Annotated in this window: 13 protein-coding genes and 1 pseudogene; all 14 read right to left on the bottom strand. The window is 62.3% G+C overall.

Features of this window, described 5'->3' with window-relative positions:
- Nucleotides 1-259 (bottom strand): annotated as a pseudogene (locus QZ471_RS05145) (flagellin); the annotation flags it as partial.
- A gap of 358 nt (nt 260-617) precedes the next feature.
- Complete coding sequence (locus tag QZ471_RS05150) at nt 618-5,309, bottom strand: methyltransferase domain-containing protein (protein WP_295461472.1); 4,692 nt, start codon at nt 5,307-5,309, stop codon at nt 618-620.
- Nucleotides 5,306-6,595, bottom strand: coding sequence for a class I SAM-dependent methyltransferase (locus QZ471_RS05155; protein WP_295461474.1), 1,290 nt, complete (start codon nt 6,593-6,595; stop codon nt 5,306-5,308). The genes QZ471_RS05150 and QZ471_RS05155 overlap by 4 nt, the downstream gene beginning before the upstream one ends.
- Nucleotides 6,592-7,644 carry a pseudaminic acid synthase gene (gene pseI / locus QZ471_RS05160; protein WP_295461476.1) on the bottom strand — a complete coding sequence of 351 codons (1,053 nt, stop codon included), beginning with the start codon at nt 7,642-7,644 and terminating at the stop codon, nt 6,592-6,594. Before pseI ends, QZ471_RS05155 begins: the two co-directional genes overlap by 4 nt.
- Complete coding sequence (gene pseG / locus QZ471_RS05165; RefSeq protein ID WP_295461478.1) at nt 7,641-9,134, bottom strand: UDP-2,4-diacetamido-2,4,6-trideoxy-beta-L-altropyranose hydrolase; 1,494 nt, start codon at nt 9,132-9,134, stop codon at nt 7,641-7,643. Before pseG ends, pseI begins: the two co-directional genes overlap by 4 nt.
- On the bottom strand, nt 9,122-9,835 hold the full coding sequence (pseF, locus tag QZ471_RS05170) for a pseudaminic acid cytidylyltransferase (protein ID WP_295461479.1): 714 nt from the start codon (nt 9,833-9,835) through the stop codon (nt 9,122-9,124). Before pseF ends, pseG begins: the two co-directional genes overlap by 13 nt.
- Nucleotides 9,836-9,893: 58 nt before the next feature.
- On the bottom strand, nt 9,894-11,069 hold the full coding sequence (pseC, locus tag QZ471_RS05175) for a UDP-4-amino-4,6-dideoxy-N-acetyl-beta-L-altrosamine transaminase (RefSeq protein ID WP_295461481.1): 1,176 nt from the start codon (nt 11,067-11,069) through the stop codon (nt 9,894-9,896).
- Nucleotides 11,066-12,061 (bottom strand): UDP-N-acetylglucosamine 4,6-dehydratase (inverting), encoded by a 996-nt coding sequence (gene pseB, locus QZ471_RS05180; protein ID WP_295461482.1) that lies wholly within the window; start codon nt 12,059-12,061, stop codon nt 11,066-11,068. The genes pseC and pseB overlap by 4 nt, the downstream gene beginning before the upstream one ends.
- Before the next feature lie 113 nt (nt 12,062-12,174).
- Nucleotides 12,175-13,473: a flagellar hook-associated protein FlgL gene (gene flgL, locus QZ471_RS05185; protein ID WP_295461484.1), complete on the bottom strand. Its 1,299-nt coding sequence runs from the start codon at nt 13,471-13,473 to the stop codon at nt 12,175-12,177.
- 11 nt (nt 13,474-13,484) lie between these two features.
- Nucleotides 13,485-15,524 (bottom strand): flagellar hook-associated protein FlgK, encoded by a 2,040-nt coding sequence (gene flgK, locus QZ471_RS05190; protein ID WP_295461486.1) that lies wholly within the window; start codon nt 15,522-15,524, stop codon nt 13,485-13,487.
- A gap of 10 nt (nt 15,525-15,534) precedes the next feature.
- On the bottom strand, nt 15,535-16,761 hold the full coding sequence (gene flgJ, locus QZ471_RS05195) for a flagellar assembly peptidoglycan hydrolase FlgJ (RefSeq protein ID WP_295461488.1): 1,227 nt from the start codon (nt 16,759-16,761) through the stop codon (nt 15,535-15,537).
- Between the two features lie 12 nt (nt 16,762-16,773).
- Complete coding sequence (locus QZ471_RS05200; protein ID WP_295461489.1) at nt 16,774-17,874, bottom strand: flagellar basal body P-ring protein FlgI; 1,101 nt, start codon at nt 17,872-17,874, stop codon at nt 16,774-16,776.
- Between the two features lie 11 nt (nt 17,875-17,885).
- Nucleotides 17,886-18,581, bottom strand: coding sequence for a flagellar basal body L-ring protein FlgH (flgH, locus tag QZ471_RS05205; protein ID WP_295461490.1), 696 nt, complete (start codon nt 18,579-18,581; stop codon nt 17,886-17,888).
- 21 nt (nt 18,582-18,602) lie between these two features.
- Entirely contained in the window at nt 18,603-19,388 is a 786-nt protein-coding gene (gene flgG / locus QZ471_RS05210; protein ID WP_295461492.1) for a flagellar basal-body rod protein FlgG, read from the bottom strand.
- Nucleotides 19,389-19,424: the final 36 nt, after the last annotated feature.

Consider the following 19,424-nt stretch of genomic DNA (forward strand, 5'->3'; position numbering starts at 1 on the left):
TGGTGGACTGCTGCATGGCGCCTTCAGCGGTCTGCGACAGGGAGATACCGTCGTTGGCGTTGCGGGTCGCCTGGTTCAGACCGTTGATCTGGTTGGTCAGACGGTTGGAAATCTGCAGGCCGGCGGCATCGTCCTTGGCGCTGTTGATACGGCTACCGGTGGACAGGCGCTGCATGGAAGTGGCCAGGGAGCTGGACGCGTTCTGCAGGTTACGCTGGGTGTTCAGAGACGGGATGTTGGTATTGACGGTAAGGGCCATGGTGGCGTCCTCCAGTAGAACCTTGTGTGCCTGAGCATGCGAGTGGGACCTGCTTGCTCAGGCGCCCCGGTAATTCGCATTCAAGTTAGTTATCGGTGCTTATCGTCAAACCTTTAGAATTTTTAGCGACTTTTTTCGCCAGAAGCTTGACAGCAAGCGATCTTCCGATTCGTGCAAAAGGGTTATCGACCGGAGTGGCGATTTATTTAGCCCGCACGAGCCAATTTATGGGGCTTCCCGACGCCACGGCCTAGGGCGCACAGCCTTGAGCGGCTGGTGAAATGAAAAGCGCCCGAAAGACGGGCGCTTGGCAGGTGGCAGGCAGGCACGGGTGACAGCGCGCCGTGCTGCAACGCGATCAGTCGGGTAACCAGGCAGCTCGCCACGCCAGCAGGTTGTCCCCCTCCAGCATCCAGTCGCGATGAATAGCAGCGCGCAATTCGGCTCCCAACGTCCGTGCGCCTTCTCGATCCGCCAGGTGCTCGCGAATGGCATCCAGCCAATCCTTGTACTTGTTGCGGACCAGGGTCACTGGCAGACCACAGCGGTACGGCTCGATATTGGTGGCCACGACGGGATAACCGCAGGCACCCAGTTCCAGTAGCCGGAGGTTGCTCTTGCACCGATTGAAGGAATTGATTTCCAAGGGTGCGATGGCCAGATCCAGGTCCAAGCTCGCGAGCTTGGCCGGGAAGGCTTCGATTTCGACGCCCTGATGGAATTCATGCGGCGGCGCACCGGGCGGACTCATGCCGAGAAACACCCAGTCCACCTCCCCCGCCAGCTCTTTCATCACATCGACCACGATCCCGAGATCGCCTGCATGACTTGAACCTCCCGCCCAACCGACCCGGGGGCGCCCCTCTCGTCTTCCACTCTGCAGGTCCCCCCACCACGGCACAGGCAAGCGATTGGGTACGACACGGATGTCCGGATGGAGTCCGCGCATTTCCTCTGCCAAGGGCTCAGTGGATACCGTCAGACGATCCACGCTCGACAGCGCCTGGCGTATCGCCCGGGCGACCTGCGGTGGCTGGAAGGATTCGCGATGGATGCTCTTGAGCGGGATATTCCCCAGCAGGTCGTCCAAGTCATAGACGAGAAAAGACGAGGTATTGCGCTTGAGCGACTGCAAGGCCTCCAGCTGGGAATCGGTGATCTGGCGCTGAACGACGATGCTGTCCGCCTGGATGCGAGCCTGATTGACGGGCTCAAGATAGCGCTCCTGATGGATACCATCGACCAACAAGGCAGATCGCATCGCCTGAAACGGCTGGATCATCCGGTAGTGGCCACATCCCCAACGGTCGCCAGGTAGCACCTGGATAACGGGCAATGGTCGCCAGGACAGCGGACGCCACAAATTGTCGGCATCAAGCTCCATGGTGAAATCGGCCTGATCAAGTGCCAGGTTGGAGTTATACGCCGGATCGCTCCCGAGCACTGGCGACCAGCGCTGATAAAGCCGTGTTTCCGCACTCTTCAGCTCCGCATCGTCGAAGCCCTGCTGTGACTCCCAGCCGAGCCGCGCATAGGGTGTCCAGACCACCAGGTAGCCGGCCTGGCCGACTTGCAGACAGAACTCAACATCGGCGAATGGCTGAGTGGCGAAGGAACCGCAATCGGGGATGGCGCGGAATACCTCCGCCCGCACCAGCAGGCAACGGCCGCTGACGGCACTGAAGTTCTGCACCACCTGCTGCCGGTAGAGATAACCCGCGCGATCGTCGGGTTCGCCCTGGAAGAGGCTGCTGGCCGGCCCGCGTAGCCCGAGGACCAGTCCGGCAATGGCCACCTTGCCTTCGCGATCCAGCAACTTGGCGCCGACCACGCCGACCTCCGGACGCCGCGCCTGGTTGACCAGCTCGTCCAACCAGGACGCCTTGATGCTCAGACAACCGGCACTGAGCCACAGCAGGTACTCGCCCTTGGCCGCCTGGGCCAGCGGCTGGGGCCCATCGGCAGGGATGACCCTCAGTTGCTCCAGGCCCAGTGTCACCAGTTCATCGAGCCAGAGACCTATATCGGGCGCGACGTTCGCCGGCCGGCCCACGAGGATCTCGTAATGCGGATAGGCGGTGCCGCCCAGGATGGATTCCAGGCAGCGGCCCAGTTCTTCCAGCGGTCCCTGGGCCTCGATCAGAATGGACACCAGCGGCTGGTGACCACTCAGGTACTGAATACGGCTCACGCATGGCAGGGCGCCCGCACCGACCTCTGCCGGCACGCCCAGGCGCGCCAGGTGCGCGCGGACGATGCCATGGGTCGCTGCCGGTTCGCATTGCTGCAGCCAGTCGGGAAAGGTCTGCGACGAGTGATGCAACACGTCCGGCAGATGGGCAATGGCCGTGACGCCATGACGCTCGACAACCTGCAGCAGCAGGTCCTGGACCAGTGCCACGCCAGGCGCAGGGACGCTGGCGGTGGATGCCAGCAACGCTTCGCGACTGATGGCCAGCAGCGGACCGGTATAGGGATAGCTACGCAGCAGATCCAGATTAAAGGCCGCTTTGAAGATCGGACATTCAGGACCACTGTCGGCGAGGTGATCTTCATCGACATAGCACGCATGCACATTCCCGGATACCAGAATGCGCTCGGCTAGCCGCAACAGAGCTTCAGGTTCGAGGCGATCACCCGCGGTGATTTTCAAGGACCAAGCCGCTTCGCTGTTCGCCAATGCCGCCTGCCAGCTCGCCAAGTCGGCAACAGACTGTTCCAACCGGACCGTCGTAAAAATCGGGTAATGCTGCTCTTTCAACGAAGACAGCGTCACCTCCGCCAGCGCTGCCTCGCCCACGATCAGCACGAGAAAATGCAGTTGCGCATCCTGAATTATCGCCTGGTGGTAAACATCAAGACGGGTGGGGCTCGAGCGTCTGGCTGCGAGCCAGTCGGTGTATTGAATGACCGGAGCCTCCTGAGCCGCAGCAGCGAAAGGCTGGGCGACAAAGGGCGCCACCTGCGAGGAAGCGTCCGTGGCGACGGGTGTCCCCTTGACGTAACGTCTGGACAAGTCGCCGGAATCCCTACCGGGTCGAGCGCGAATGAGAAACTGCAGACTGCACAGTTCGCCCACATCCTCTGGCTGCAAGTGTTGCAACGTCATGTTGCCGACCTGCAAGGTTACATCGTGCTTATCCTTGTTTTCGTAATAAGCCTGAGCGACACGACCATCAAGGAGATAATTTAGCGTTTCAGTGTGATAACCCGTTTCATAGAGAAAGCGCCGAAATTCAGCCAGGGTGAAAAAGCGGATGTGGGTGACATCAAGCAGACCCGCCCCTTCATATTTCCAATAGCCTTGTGCCAGTTCCGACATCAGCCAAAGGTTACGGACGTTGGGAATCGAGATCACCAGTTGCGCATCAGGCGACAACAGGGGCTGCAAGGCCTTCATCACCGCCCATGGATTGTAGAGATGCTCCAGGACATCCCCCAGGATCACCCCATCCAGTGTTCCGGCTTCTATACCTTCAGCCTGGAGATCGAAGTCTTCGAACTTGCCGACCAGTACCCTGTCGAGCCGTTGCCCCGCGATCTGCGCGGCGGACTCGTTGACTTCGATGCCCCAAACCCGCGAGTGAGGATGGCGCTGCTTGAATAGCCCACTGGTCGCCCCTGCTGCGCAACCCACGTCAAGCAGGAAACGGGGCGGCGTGGCGAACGCGCCGATCAGCTCTTCACGGGGCGCTTGATGGTAGGCAGCCTCGACATCGCTGACGCTCACATCCAGATGGGTCTGCCACACATAGGATTCGACAGCCGCCGCTCCAGCCATCATCTCCTGCATGAGTGCCGCGACTCGATCAGTCGCCAACCCATCGACACCCAGGTTGTAGTAGCCCGCGCGGGCCTGCATTTCGGCAACCATGGCGCGACGTCGCTCGTTGTCGCCAAGCAAGGAGGCCAACGCTGCGGCCAACTCCGACGGCTCGACCTCCAGAACCCCGGATGCCGCATCAAAACTCGGCCCAAGCAATACCCCAGGCTGGTTGACGAGATTGATGGCCGGTGTACCCGCCAACATGGCCTCTACGCTGTAGTTGGAGTCCATGGCGATCAGTACGTCAGCCGCCAGGAGCCACTCGCGGCCATTCTCACTCGTATGCAAATAGTGCGCGGCGTTCGCCCCCGACTCGGCGAGAAGCTCCTCAACACGCTGTGTCCCAAAGTGGGCATTGGCAGGACGATCCTTGATGACTGCCGCAAAGTCCCAACCTGCTCGACGCAGTTGTTCGCAGGCATCGATAAAGACCCGTAGCGTGTTGCCATACAGGTGCTCGTCACCGAGCGCAGTCAGATTGGCGGCCCAGGTGCTACCGAAGACGACGATCGGACGATTGACGGGATAGCCATAGCGCTGACACAACATCTCGCGGGCCTGAGGCCGCTGACCGCGCCATTGCAGGTAACCGTCCCATGCCGGATTACCGGTTACTCTGATGCGCTCCGAAGGTATACCTATGTCGAGATATCCTTCACAGCCTCGCTCTCCGTACACCGCCAAAACATCAGCCTTTAGATGGGCGTGGACGGTATAGGGCTCGGACAGGGCCAGTGCGTGGGCGAGATGGAGACTAGGAATATTTTTTTGTACGGCCCAATTGACTACCGTTTTGGCGGAAGCCTGCATATCCTCGTTGACCACTACCAGCCCGATGGCATGCTGCTCTGCTGCACGATTCAGGGCGGCTGTCAGCAGGAGTACCGTCGGCAAATCAGCCTGAAGTGTTTCCAGGATGATCTTCGTCAAGCCCGGATGCGCCAAATCCCCCAACGCCTGCTGCAGGTGCTCGTGAGTGAGGCCGCTTTCCAGACTGCTCCAATCCAGTTCAGCGTTCTGCAGGACATGCCGTTGCTGCTCCGCATCCAGCAGCCCCACTAGGTCGACCACTGCAGAACCGGTTTCTGCCAGCGCTCGCTCGAGATCTGCGTCGATCAAGGATGAAAGGGTGAAAACGGTCATTGGCCCTTGCGTTCTGACGAAACGAAGCAGGGCCTCGCGCTGGGCTCCCCACAGCAAACTGACGATTGCCTGGCGCATCATGTTCTCACTCCGCTGAAGCAGCCATAGTGCTGCCTGAGCAACTGCTCAACCAGGTTGTATTGAGCACCGGCGGCTATTTCCCGTTGAAGCCCGGAAGGAACGCTAAGCCCATCGGCCCAATGGCGAGCGATGGAAAGCGCCTGCTGATCCATGTCCAAAGCGGACTGCCACTTGGTGAAAAGCGCTCTGATATCGGTCGGAAGCAGGGAAAACCAGTCCAATCCAGGCCAGTGCTCGGCAAAGCTCTTGAATACCTGAAACAGATAATGTTGGCACCGTAACGTGGGCAGTAGCACAGTCCAGGCCGCATGATAATCAGCAATGCTCAATGGCAGCTTTGCCACTAGCGAGGTATCGGCTTGCCCCTGCAAGCCTCGCTCGATTTCATTGAAGTCTTCAAGGAAAGCTTCGTTGGCTGCCGGATCATTACGTTTCTCCAGCACGACAAAGAGTCGTCCAGCCATCGAGGGTGCCAGGTGTTCGATCAGCGCCTGCTCGATAAACAGATTGAGCTGAAAAAGCGCAGAATCCTTGGCGATCCAACTTTGCAACCGTTGCCATCTGCGGTTCAGCTCAAGTGAACGCCATAATTTCCAGTTGACATTTCCTGCTGACAAAAACGCCCCATACGGATGAATACCACGGACACACAGCTGCTGATCCGTTGCGAGCTCGACTATCTCGTCGGCAGTGACCCGCATATTGAAATGCATGAAGTCGTTAGGGTCTGAGCTTCGCGTCAGGGGCTCCGGCCACGAAGCCCGATCCTGACCGAATGCATAATGAGCGTTGGCCAAGGAGTGTATATCGAACAGGATTCGCCCCCCCGGCCGCACGACCCTCAGCCAATCCATCAGGGCTTCACGCCAATTGGGAAAATGCACCAGGACGTTTAGAGCGACCACGGTGTCGGCACTGCCGTCAGTGCAGGGTAGCGCCAATAGGTCGCCCTGCCGAAGATCGAGGGGCAGTTCCTCGGCCAGACGACGCGTTTCGTCCAGCATCGCCTGGGAGCTATCCACCCCGGTCACCTGGTAACCGTCGCGCGCCAGAGCGATGGCCGCCCGGCCCGTACCCGTTCCCACATCGACGACCTGCTTTCCGCTGGCGTTTCGCCGAATCAGGTCGATCTCCAGCAAATGCTTGAGTTGATTGGTGCCGCTATTTTCGACCATTCGCTGCGAGTACCAGGAAACCATCCCTGGGTCAGTCCACGCGTGGGTTTTCCAGTTGATCAGGGCAGCGTGCGGGGTATGGCCGGCAGCCTGGGTAGTGTTAGCACTCATTGCAGCAAGCTCCAAGCAAGAGGGGTACCACGAGGAATGGCCTGCCGCGCTCGCCGGCCTATCACCTCGTCTAGATGAGCGGGGGCGAGCCCGAGTCCTGGACGTATCGACCTGACGTGCCCGGGCGTAAGGATCTCGCCTGCCCCGAGATCCTTCACCACGTATAGCGAACGACGAAACTGCAGCGATGGTCGCTCGGCCGCCTGAACGCCATAACGGATTCCGCCCAATGCCTGCCAGGCCCGTTCGGTCTCGGTAACCAAGCTACGAAGTTCATCGGGCTCCAGGGAGAAGGCCGCATCGACACCACCGTCAGCACGATCCAGGGTGAAGTGCTTCTCGATGACCGTCGCCCCGAGCGCAACCGCGGCGACGGCCGCACCGATACCGCCGGTATGATCGGAAAGCCCTACCTCGCAGCCGAACAGCTCTTGCAGATGCGGCAGGGTACGCAAATGGCTATCAGCGGCAGAGGCCGGGTAGGTGCTGGTGCACTTGAGTAACACCAGGTCTTGGCATCCAGCCTGACGGGCCGTGGTGACGGCGGCATCCAATTCCGCGATTGACGCCATACCGGTGGAAATGATCATCGGCTTGCCCGTAGCGGCTACCCGAGCGATCAGCGGGAGATCGGTATTTTCGAAGCTGGCAATCTTGTAGGCCGGTACCGAAAGACGCTCGAGAAAATCGACGGCGCTGGCATCGAAGGGCGTGGAAAACGCCAGCAACCCGAGTTCCGCCGCGCGTGCGAACAAGGGTTCATGCCACTCCCAGGGCGTGTAGGCCTGCTCGTACAGGCGATACAGAGAAGTGCCCTGCCAAAGACTATTCGGATCGGAGACGTGGAACTCCCCTTCGTCCAGATCCAGCGTCATGGTGTCGGCCGTGTAGGTCTGCAGCTTGATGGCATGAGCACCCGCGGCAGCGGCTGCCTCGACGATGGCGAACGCACGCTCCAGAGATTGGTTATGGTTGCCGCTCATTTCGGCAATTATGAAGGGGGGAGCTTCACGACCGATTAGCCGCTCGCCGATACGAAATTCACTCATCGACAGTCTCCCCGCAAAGGACGGTAGAGTTGATGAAGGCGCGGCTGATAGCCGGCCTGTTGAAAGAGTCGTAGCGAGGCAGGATTGTCGTTACGCACTCGCGCCTCGATCTCTTCGATTTCCCACCCATGGTTGGCGAGATAGTCTTCTCCGGTCTGCAATAGCAGCATTCCCCATCCTGCACCCAGCCGCTCCTCCAGGAGATAGAGCGAGACCTCCGCGATCTTTGCGGAGCGTCGCTGGAAACGGATAACCCCAACAGGGGCGTCGAGAACGGACGCTATCAATAGCAAGTGTCCTACGGTGTCGGCCAGGGTTCGGGTCAGCCAGCCAAGATGGTCATCCCAGGAGAGCGGGTTCGTGTTCAAGGAGGCTCGACGAACCACCTCGGCATTACGTCCATCGTAGAGCAGCCGGGCATCATCTGCAGTGGCCGGACGCAGTCGAAGATCCTGGCCGAGCATGGCCGTGGTCACGCGGATGGTTCCCCGCCCGTCCACCAGCGCCTTTGATTGCGCGGCGAGACTGCGCCGCAGCTCAGTGCTCAGCAGAAGCGTACGTACGGCCGCACGATAATCGGCAACCTCGAGCGTTTCGGCCTCGCCGAGATACAGATGAGCGCCGCGCTCCGCCAGCGCCGCGGCATTGCCCTGCTGGTTCGGCGCGAGAGCCACACAGAGAGTCGGTCGCCCCAGGGCGGCACGCTCCCAGGTACTACTGCCTCCTGCCCCAATACAGAGATCGGCAGCGGCCATGAGCGCCGCGAAATCCTCTACATGTCGCTGTAAATGCCAGTGCGAATGCTTCGCCGTGAGCTGTTGAAGTCTGTCGAACGCCGGGTTGGCCGAGCCAGCGACGATATCGACCTGCAACGTTGGAAAGTCGGCCAATGCCTCCAGGACCTTAAACGTCTCACCCTTGGCATCCACGCCACCGAAGTTCACCAGTACCCGCTCGACCGTCGATCTCAGGGGTGTTTCCCTTCCCATGAATGCCGGCCGCAGCAATGCGAATCGCGGTCCGAACAATGTCCGCCCGGTTTCGATCGAAGCCATTTCCGGTCGCGTGAAGGCAGTGAAATTCTGATCCAGCAGCAGATCCACCGCGTGCCGACGTTGTGGCAAGTCGTCTATCGCCAGGACGCGCCTCGCGCGATTCCTGATCGCACGTTCCCAGTCCTCCCCCAGGCCGTAGTGATCCACCACACACCAATCGAAATCGAGTTCGTCGGGCAAGACCCGTAGCAGACAGTCCATGTCCTCTGCCCAGGGCAATGGTGATTCGGGATCGTCACGTTGATCCAGAACCGAGAGCCCATGTACCGGATAGCCACGCGACTCGATCTCCGCGAGTGCATGGCCAGGCTCCAGGCGACAGGCGAAATGTACCGCGCAGCCCATCGTCGCGAGCGCGTCCGCCAGCGTAAGACAACGCATGACATGGCCGGTACCGATTCGCAGCGAAGCATCGGCCCTGATCAGGATACGCATTCAGAATCCCTGGATTGCCAAGCGGCATAGATCAGCTCTGCTCGGTACCAGTCATCCAGGGTATCGATATCCTGGACCTGGTAGCGCGGTAGACGCAGAGGTAGCGACTTCGCGCCATGCAAAGGCTCACCCTGCAACCAGGCCGAAGCTCTTCCCCAGTAGAACTGGCCAGCATCGTGGAAGGTGGGTTCCAGATCCTGCGAACGGGTCTCGCGATATTGTGGATAGAGGGCTTCGAGACTGCCGTCCGTTGTCAGGCGTAACGCACGCTGCACCGGTGCCGGAAAGTCCGCGACAGTGAAGGCATAGGCTTTGTCGGCTCGCGCCTCGAGCAACGCCAGCCCGGCAGCCAGATCGCTGACCTGGACAAAGGGGGCCGTGGCGTAGAGGCAGCAGGTGTAATCGGGATGGCAGCCTGCCTTCTGCAGCTCACTCAGCGCATGCTGGATGACCGCAAGCGTACCTGCGTAGTCATTGGCCAGCTCGGCAGGCCTCACAAAGGGAACTTCGGCACCATAACGCAGAGCGACATCGGCAATCTCCGCATCATCGGTACTGACCATCACACGCCCGAACAAGCCACTTTGCAGAGCCGCTTCGATCGAGTAGGCGAGCATGGGACGACCGTGGAACAAGCGAATGTTCTTACGCGGAATGCGCTTGCTACCGCCGCGAGCAGGAATAATCGCTACGGCTCTCATAGCTGTCCCCCGCTGCACAGACGGCACCGGCAGGGGCATAGCAGAACCTCTCGCAGCTTCACGATCCGCATTGAACCACCCCGCTATCGAGCAGGCCAACCAAACACTTCACCACCCTGTCCTGCTGCTCCTCGCTGAGGTCGGCGTACAGCGGCAGGCTCAGGGCCTGGGCGTAGTAGCGCTCGGCCTCGGGAAAGTCGCCAGGCTGGAAACCCAGCGCCTGGTAATAGGGCTGCAGGTGTACCGGAATGTAGTGCAGGTTGACGCCGATACCCGCGGCTCTCATCCCGGCGAAGACGCGATCGCGCCGGGCTTCGTCGACCCGAATGGGAAAGAGGTGCCAGGCGGACTCGGCCAAGGCCTGATCGCCGATGAGCCCCACCGGCAGTTCCGCCAGCCGATCACGGTAGCGCGCGACCAGGGCGCGCCGGCGGGCGATGAAGGCTTCCAGGCGGTCGAGTTGCGACAGCCCAAGGGCCGCCTGGATATCGGTGATCCGGTAGTTGAAGCCCAACTCCAACTGCTCGTAGTACCAGGCGCCCTGCCCCGGCGCGTGCATCAGCGCCGGATCCCGGGTGATGCCATGGCTGCGCAGACGCCGCAGGCGCTCGGCCACCGCCGCATCCTTGGTGGTGAGCAGGCCGCCTTCGCCAGTCGTGACGATCTTCACCGGATGGAAGCTGAACACCGTGATGTCGGCCTGGGCGCCGCAGCCAACCGGTCGGCCGGCATAGCGCGCACCGATGGCGTGGGAGGCATCCTCGATCACTTTGAAGCCATAGCGATGCGCCAGGCGCTGAATCGCCGCCATGTCGCAGCTCTGGCCGGCGAAGGCCACGGGTACCAGGATCTTAGGGAGGCGCCCTGCCCGCTCGGCGTTTTCGAGCTTGGTGGCCAGTGCCGTCACGCTGAGGTTCAGGGTGAGCGGATCGATGTCGACGAAATCGACCTCGGCGCCACAGTAACGTGCGCAGTTGGCACTGGCGACGAAAGTATTGGGCGAGGTCCACAGCAGATCACCAGGCCCCAGATCCAGCGCCAGGCAGGCGATATGCAGCGCGGCCGTGGCGTTGCACACGGCCACCCCATGAGCCGCCTCGCAACGTTGCGCCACCGCCTGCTCGAAGCGCTCGATCATCGGGCCCTGGGTCAGCCAGTCGGAACGCAGCACGGCATTGACCGCGGCGATATCCTCTTCGCTGATGGACTGCCGGCCATAGGGAATGAAGCTCATGGGCAGCGCTCGACCAGCTGCCGCAGGGCCGTGATGTCCAGGTAATGCGGATTGCTGTCGGACAGGTACTCGAAGCCGGGCTCGACTGGCCGGCCCTGCTCGCCGAGCCCATCGCGAGAATAGTCGCACGGCTGATTGAAACTCATGGCTGGCGTGATGACGTAGTGCCGTGAGAATTCCAGGGTATGGGGACTGTCATCGCGGGAGATCATCATCTCGTGCAGTTTCTCACCGGGCCGGATACCGACCTGGCGCTGTGCCAATTCAGGCGCCAGCGCCGTGGCCAGATCGACGATGCGAGCCGAGGGAATCTTGGGCACGAACAACTCGCCCCCCTGCATCCGCTCGAAGCTGCGCATCACGAAATCGACACCTTCGTCGAGGGTGATCCAGAAGCGCGTCATGCGCGCATCGGTGATGGGCAGCTCCGTGACGCCATTGGCGATCAACTTGCGGAACAGCGGCAGTACCGAACCGCGGGAGCCGACCACGTTGCCGTAGCGCACCACCGCGAAGGAGGTATCCCGGCTGCCGGCGATGTTGTTGGCGGCGACGAACAGCTTGTCCGACAGCAGCTTGGTGGCACCATAAAGATTGATTGGGCTGGCCGCCTTGTCGGTGGACAGGGCGATGACCTTCTTCACCCCGTTCTGCAGCGCGGCGGCGATGATGTTTTCCGCGCCGTTGACGTTGGTACGAATGCATTCGGTGGGGTTGTACTCGGCCGCCGGCACCTGCTTCAACGCCGCGGCATGCACCACCAGGTCGATGCCGCGCATGGCCTGCTGCAGGCGCTGCTCGTCACGCACGTCACCCAGGAAGTAGCGCATGCAGGGCGCGTCGAATTCCTGGCTCATCTCGTACTGCTTGAGTTCGTCGCGGGAGAAGACCACCACCCGCTTGGGCCGGTAGTCGCTCAGCAGGCGCTTGACGAAGGCCCGACCGAAGGAGCCAGTGCCGCCCGAGATGAAAATCGACATGCCATCAAACATTCTGCTATCCCTTCGCGATGAGTCGAGCGGCCAACCGGCGGAAAACCGTCGCAGCGAGCCTAACGGAAGAGTAGCAGCAAGAAGCCGGCCAATTCAGGGGAAGCGAGAAGTCCTTAGAGGTACTTGAACAGGCTCAGCTGGGCGATCTTCACGAAGCTCTGCTGCGACGCCTGCAGTACGGTGTTCTGCAGGGCGTAGCGCGACAGGGCCTCAGGATAGTCGAGATCCTCGAGATCGGACTGCACCGACTTGTTGACCAGGGTGACGTTGGCGATGAAGTCGCTGGTGGAGTCGATGACGTTGAGGCGCGCGCCGACCTTGCCACGGATGCCATCGACCTGGGTGTAGGCGGTGTCCAGGTTGCTCAGGGCCACGGCGGCGCTGTCGCGAATCTGGTAGACGCCTTCGGTGCTGCCATCGCCATTCTCCAGCGCCTTGCGCAGGTCGGAGACGACATTGAGCAGGCTGCGCTTCTCGTTGGCGGTGTCGCGGGTGATCTTGAATTCATCGCCGGCGGCTGGAGCGCCATCCATTTGTACCTTGACCCCACCATAGGTGACGAACCGACTGGATTCCTGGGTGCTGCTCAGGCTGTCGGCCTTGAGCTGGCCAGCGGGCGGGTTGGCCGGATCGTAGGCGGCCCATTGCGCGGCGGTCGGCGGGTTCTTGAGATCGTAGATGACGTACTTCTGGTCATCCAGGAAGTGGATGCCGACACCATCGGTGGCCACCGGCGGGGAGCTGGCCGGGAAGGTGGAATCGTAGGCGCCCTTGTCTTCCACCAGCCCCAGGGAGATTCGCCCGGTGCCGGTATTGGTCGCCGACTTGGCGGTGTCCACGCGATTGGCGTTGAAGTTGTTCTCGAAGGCGTCCTTGCCGCTGTCGCTGATCGGCACGAAGGTGGAGCTGGCGATCTGCACGCTGCGCTGGCCTTCGTCGCCGTTGTAGCTGTAGGTGCCGTCGGCGTTGCGCACATAGGGCTGGGTATCGCCCATGGAACCGGAGAACAGGTACTTGCCGCTGGCATCCTTGCTGTTGAGCAGGTTCATCAGCTCGTCCTCGCGCTGTCCGACTTCCTTGGCCAGGGAGGCCCGGTCGGTCGGGTCGAGGGCGCCGTTGCCGGCCTGGACGGCGATCTCGCGGATGCGCGTCAGCACCGTCTCCACCGAGGTCAGCATGGCTTCCTCGGTGTTGAGGCCGTTCTTGGCCGCGGTCATGCCGGTGTTGTACTGGTCGTTGAGCGCCCCCTCCTGACTCAGCTGCAGCAGCTTGATCGAGGCCACCGGGTCGTCCGCCGGGGTGAGGATCTTCTTGCCGGTGCTGATCTGCTCCTGGGTACGGCTGACATCGCCATAGTTGCTCTGCAGGCCGGTGATGCCGTTGTTGAAAGCCTGGACGGTGGAAATACGCATGGGCGGGTTCCTTATCTGAAGGCGCCGATCAGGGTGTCGAACAACGACTGGGCGATCTTGATGACCTGCGCCGAGGCGCCGTAGTACTGCTGGAACTGGACGAGCTTGGCCGCCTCTTCGTCCAGGTTCACGGCGGACAGGGAGTCGCGGTTGTCTTCGGACTGCTTGAGCACGGTCTCGCTGGCGGCGGAGTCCACGCGGACCTGGGCGGTCAGGGTGCCGACCCGCTCCACCAGGCCGCCGTAGGCGTTGTTGTAGGTGGTGCCGGTGGTGCCGAAGCCACCCATGGTGTTCTTGGTCTGCAGCGCCACCAGGTTCAGGGCGTTGCGGTTGTCGGAGACGGCGCCGTCGTTGGTGCCGAGGGTGAAGCTGTCACCGTCCTGCGGCACACCGCTGATGTTGAAGTCGTAGCTGTAGCTGTTGTTGGTGGTCGGATCGGTGTACTGCAGGCGGAGCGTGTTGGTCTGCCCCGACGTCAGGCCAGTCGTCGACGGCGACACGTAGCTCAGGGTCGCGCCGGTGGGCAGCGTCCCGGTCAGGGTCCCGGTAGCGGAACCGAAGGTCAGCTTCAACCCCGAGCTACCGAACAGCCGGCCGAAGTCAGCGGTGTTCACCGGCGAGGGGGCGCTCTTGAGATCGGGCTGGGTAATGGCGCCGGTGCCACGGTTGTTGGTGGTGCTGGACGCCTTGGCCGTGCCGGCGAAGCCGAGCTGGCTGGACTGGTCCAGGTCGACGCTCATCTGCGCTGCGCCACGGCGAGTGGGTTGCAGACTGAAGACGTCGCCCGCCTGGGCCTTGGCCAGCTCCGCCGCCGTGAATTGCACCTTGAAGCCCTGATCGGTGCCACTGGCATCGGCGAAGGTCAGGGTGACCGGGTCGGTACCACTGCGGGTGACGGTGATGTTGGTACTGTCGCTGACGCGAAGTGCCTTGAAATTGGTGCCATCGAAGTCCAGGCGATAGTCGCTGGGATTGAGCTTGGAGGTATCGGTGATGCTCAGCGTCGCGACCGCCGAACCGAAGTTGGTGGAGCGGCCCATGACCCGCAGCCCGGTACTCTGACCGCCGTTGACGTCGCTGAACAAGGGCGAACCGGCATTGCCCGCCAGATCCAGGCCCTGGCCGAGTTGCTTGTTCACGGTATCGGTCAGGGTCAGCGCCAGCTGGCCGAGGCTGTTGTAGGCATGGTCCAAGGCGGTATCACGATAGGACAGCAGGCCGCCCATCTCGCCGCCGCTGACCTGCGAGGTGATGATCTGTGAGGTGCTGCCCGCGGTGAGGGTGATCTGGTAGCGCGACGGATCGTCGTTGCCCGGCCCGGCGTTCAGCGACGAGACGTTGCTGCCGACCACCAGCGGCTGGCCGGTGCCGACGAAGAGATTCAGCGAGCCGTCGTCCTGGCTGACCACCTGCAGGCCAACCAGGCTGGACAGCTGCTTGATGGCCTGCTCGCGGGAGTCGATCAGGTCGTTGGGCGCAGCACCTGCCGCCTTGGACTTGGCGATGGCGTCGTTGAGGCTGCCGACGCTCTTGGCCAGCGAATTGATCTGGCCGGTGAGCGCCGTGAGCTGGTCGTTGATCTGACCGTTCTGCTTGTCGATCTGGTCGTACAGGGTGTTGAACGACTTGGCCAGGCCCTGCGCCTGAGCCAGCACCGCCTCGCGCGCCGGTACCGAGGACGGATCCTGGGCGGCGGTCTGCAGGGTGGCGAAGAACTTCTGCATGGCCGGCGTGATGCCGGTAGTGCTGTCCGACAGCAATCCGTCCAGCTGGGAGATCTGCGACTTGAAGGTCTGCAGCTCGCTGTTCTGGCTGTTGGCGGTACGCACCTGGCTGGTCAGGAAGTCACTGGCCAGCCGGCGCACGTCCACCGTCTGGGAACCGGAGCCGATGTAGCCCGATCCACTGAACTGGGCGATGTTGGTCTGCTGGATGGCCTCTTGCCGCGAATACCCCGGGGTATTGACGTTGGCGATGTTGTGACCGGTGACCGTCAGGGCATTCTGCGTGGATCTCAGGCCCGACAGACCGATGGAAAGTAGATCAGCCATGGGTCACTCCTCAGCCCCGCGACGACGGACCGCCCAGGGAGGCGACGGTCTGGTAGGTGTTCATGTTGCGGGCGATCTGGATCACCTTGCGTGCGTACTGCGGATCGGTGGCATAGCCCGCCTGCTGCAGGCCCTGCATGAAGCGCTCGGAGTTGCCATTGGTGGACAGCGCCTTGTCGTAGCGGTCGTTGCTCTGCAGGAAATTCACGTAGTCGTGGAAGCTGTCGGCGAAGGAGTCGTAGGTACGGAATTTCTCGCTCTCCTTCACCGCCTTGCCGTTGACGAATTCCTGGGTCACGGCCGTGGCGCTGCCGCCATCCCAGCCGTGGGACTTGATGCCGAACAGGTTGTTGCTGTTGCTGCCATCGGCCTGCTTGACCATGTGCTTGCCCCAACCGGTTTCCAGCGCGGCCTGGGCCACCAGGTACTTGGGATCGACGCCCAGGCGCTTCGCCGCGGCCTCGGCCATGGGCATCATGGTGTCGACGAATTCCTGGCGGGTGCGAAAGCGCGTCTTGCCGGTGGCCGCGGAAGCGCTGTCGACACCCGCCACGGCGTCGCTGGCGGCGGCGGTCTTGGTGGTCGTCTGGTTGGCGTTCTGGCGCCAGGCACTCTGCGCCGCCGCGACGTCCTGGAAGCTCTGCTTGAGCGCCGCCCCCTGCTCGGCGGCGCCGGCGATGTTGGCGGCCATGCGCTCGGCCACCCGGCCCGGCAGGGCCAGGCGGCGGGTATTGAGGGCGGCGGAATCATCCCGTCCGGACGCGACGGCGCCCGCGGCAGCCGGGGTGAGACCACGACTGCCGACCTCGTTGAGCGTGGCGGTGCGGCCGGCGGCCAATTGGCCTTCGGTGGGCGCGGCCTGGCCGACCTGGGCGAAGGGGTTGGGCCGCGAGGAATGCTGGCCGGTCTTGCTCAGCTGGCGCTCCAGGACATTGGCCAGGCCGATGCCACCGCCGTCCCGCGACAGGGAGACGGCCAGCTGCTGGTCGTACATGTCCTGGTACTGCTTGGTGGTCTCGCTGGAAAAGGGGCTGTCCTTGTCCGCCAGTGCCTGGTTGGCACTGCGCATGGACTTGAGCATCTGGTTCAGGAACAGCGACTCGAATTCGCCCGCGACCTTCTTGACGTTTTCCGCGCTGTCGCGATCCTTACCCTTCATCTGGGCCAACCGATTCAGGTCGGTGAAGGCCCCCGAATCCTTGACGTTGCCGTAGTTGCCACCCAGACGAGATTCCATCGCCCGCTCTCCTTAAATTACGATCAGATCGGCCTGCAAGGCGCCGGCCTGTTTCAACGCTTCGAGAATGGCGACCAGGTCGCTGGGCGCTGCGCCCACCTGATTCACCGCCCTCACGATCTCGTCCAAGGTAGTCCCCGGACCGAACTTGAACATCGGCTTGGCCTCCTGCTTGGCCTTGACGGTCGACTGGGGAGTCACCACCGTCTGCCCACCCGACAAGGGATTGGGCTGGCTCACCTGGGGGTCTTCGCTGATGGTCACGGTCAGGCTGCCCTGGGTCACCGCCGCCGGCGAGACCTTGACGTTCTGACCGATGACGATGGTCCCGGTCCGGGAGTTGACGATGACCTTGGCCACCGCCTGCCCCGGGTCCACTTCCATGTTTTCCAGGATCGAGATGTAGTCGACGCGCTGGCTGGGATCCACCGGCGCCGTGACGCGAATCGACCCGGCATCGAGAGCAGATGCAACACCCGCGCCAAGAGTTTCGTTGATCTTGTCGACGATGCGTTTGGCGGTGGTGAAGTCGCTGCGATTGAGGTCCAGCGTGATGCTGTTGCCCTGATCGAAGCCGCTCGGCACCGGGCGCTCGACGGTGGCGCCATTGGGAATGCGACCCGACGACGGAACGTTGACGGTAATCTTCGAGCCATCGCGACCTTCGGCGTCAAAGCCACCCACCACCAGGTTGCCCTGAGCGACGGCATAGATCTGGCCGTCGATCCCCTTCAGCGGCGACAGCAGCAGGCTGCCGCCCCTCAGGCTCTTGGAGTTACCGATGGAAGACACGGTGATGTCGATGGTCTGGCCGGGCTTGGCGAAGGCCGGCAGATCGGCATGGATGGACACCGCCGCGACGTTCTTCAACTGCGCCGTGGTACCCGGCGGCACCTTGATGCCGAACTGCGCCAGCATGTTGTTGAAGGTCTGCACGGTGAAGGGGGTCTGGGTGGTCTGGTCGCCGGTACCCGGCAGGCCCACCACCAGGCCGTAGCCGATCAACTGGTTGGTCCGCACACCCTGGATGCTGGCGATGTCCTTCAGACGATCCGCCTGGGCCAGGGGCATCACCAGTACCAGCGCCGCCGCGGCGAAGAGAGACTTGAACATGGCGCTCATCCTTAGAAGGGCATCAGCGGGCTGCCGAAGAACTGGCTCAACCAGCCCGGCTGGCTGGCGTCGGCGAAGGCGCCGGTCCCCGAGTAGGTGATCCGCGCATCGGCCACGCGGGTCGAGGAAACGGTGTTGTCGGTGGCGATGTCGTCGGCGCGGACCATGCCCTGGATGCGCATGAGTTCGTTGCCGGTGTTGAGCGTCAGCCACTTCTCGCCGCGCACCACCAGGATGCCGTTGGGCAGCACCTCGGCGATGGTCACGGTCAACGAGCCCGACAGGCTGTTGCCCTGGGCCGCCGTGGACTTGCCGGTGTTGGAGCGGGCACCGGAGAAGCCGGCATCCAGGCTCAGATCGCCATCGGCCAGGGGGTTGGGGATCTTCGGCTTGGCGCCGAACAGCGAGGTCAACCCGAGGGTCGCCTTGCTGTTCTTGGCGACGTCGGAGCTGGCGTTCTTGCTGGCCTGGGTCTTCTCCTGCAGGGTGACGGTGATGATGTCACCCACACGGAAAGCCTTGCGATCGGTATAGAGATTCTGCTCGAACCCAGACTGGAAGATGGCACCGTTGTTCTGCGCCGCCGGTACCGGGGTACGCGGCAGCACGGGGGCGTAATAGGGATCGTCCGGCTTGGCAGCCGGGGCTACGCATCCTGCGAGTACGAGCGCTCCCAGGAGCGGGGCGACGGCGAACAGAGGTTTCATGGAGCGCTTCCTCACAGGGGCTTAGAGCTGCTGGGTAACGAAGCCGAGCATCTGATCGGCGGTGGAAATGACCTTGGAATTCATCTCGTAGGCGCGCTGGGTGGTGATCATGTTCACCAACTCCTCGACGGTGCTCACGTTGGAGTTTTCCAGGGTGCTCTGCAGTACGGTGCCGAGGCCGTTCAAGCCCGGAGTACCCACTTGGGGCGCGCCGCTGGAAGCGGTCTCGCTGAACAGGTTCTGGCCCACGGCCTGGAGACCGCCCGGGTTGACGAACTGGGCGATCTGCAGATTGCCGATGACCGTCGGCGCAGCCTGGCCGGCGGTGGTGACGGACACGGTGCCGTCCTCACCGACGGTGAAGGTCTTGGTGTCGGCCGGCAGCACGATGGCCGGCTGCAGCGGGAAGCCATTGGCAGTGACGACCTGGCCATCGGCATTGAGGTGGAAGGTGCCGTCACGGGTGTAGTTGATGGTCCCATCGGGCATGGTCACCTGGAAGAAGCCATCGCCATTGATGGCCATATCCAGCGGCTGGTCAGTGGTCTGCAGCGAACCTTCGGTGAAATTCTTCTGGGTACCGACGATGCGCACCCCGGTACCCAGTTGCAGGCCGGAAGGCAGTTGATTGTCCTGGGTGGACTGGGCACCCGGCTGGCGACGGATCTGGTACAGCAGATCCTGGAACTCGGCGCGGTCGCGCTTGAAGCCCGTGGTGGAAACGTTGGCCAGGTTGTTGGAGATGGTGGTGAGGTTCATGTCCTGGGCGGACAGACCGGTCTTGGCGACCCACAGTGACGACATCATGATGGTATTCCTCGAAGTGCCGGTTTTACGTCGGCG

It is taken from the genome of uncultured Pseudomonas sp. (assembly GCF_913774235.1).
In the GTDB taxonomy this organism is placed as follows: Bacteria; Pseudomonadota; Gammaproteobacteria; order Pseudomonadales; family Pseudomonadaceae; genus Chryseomonas.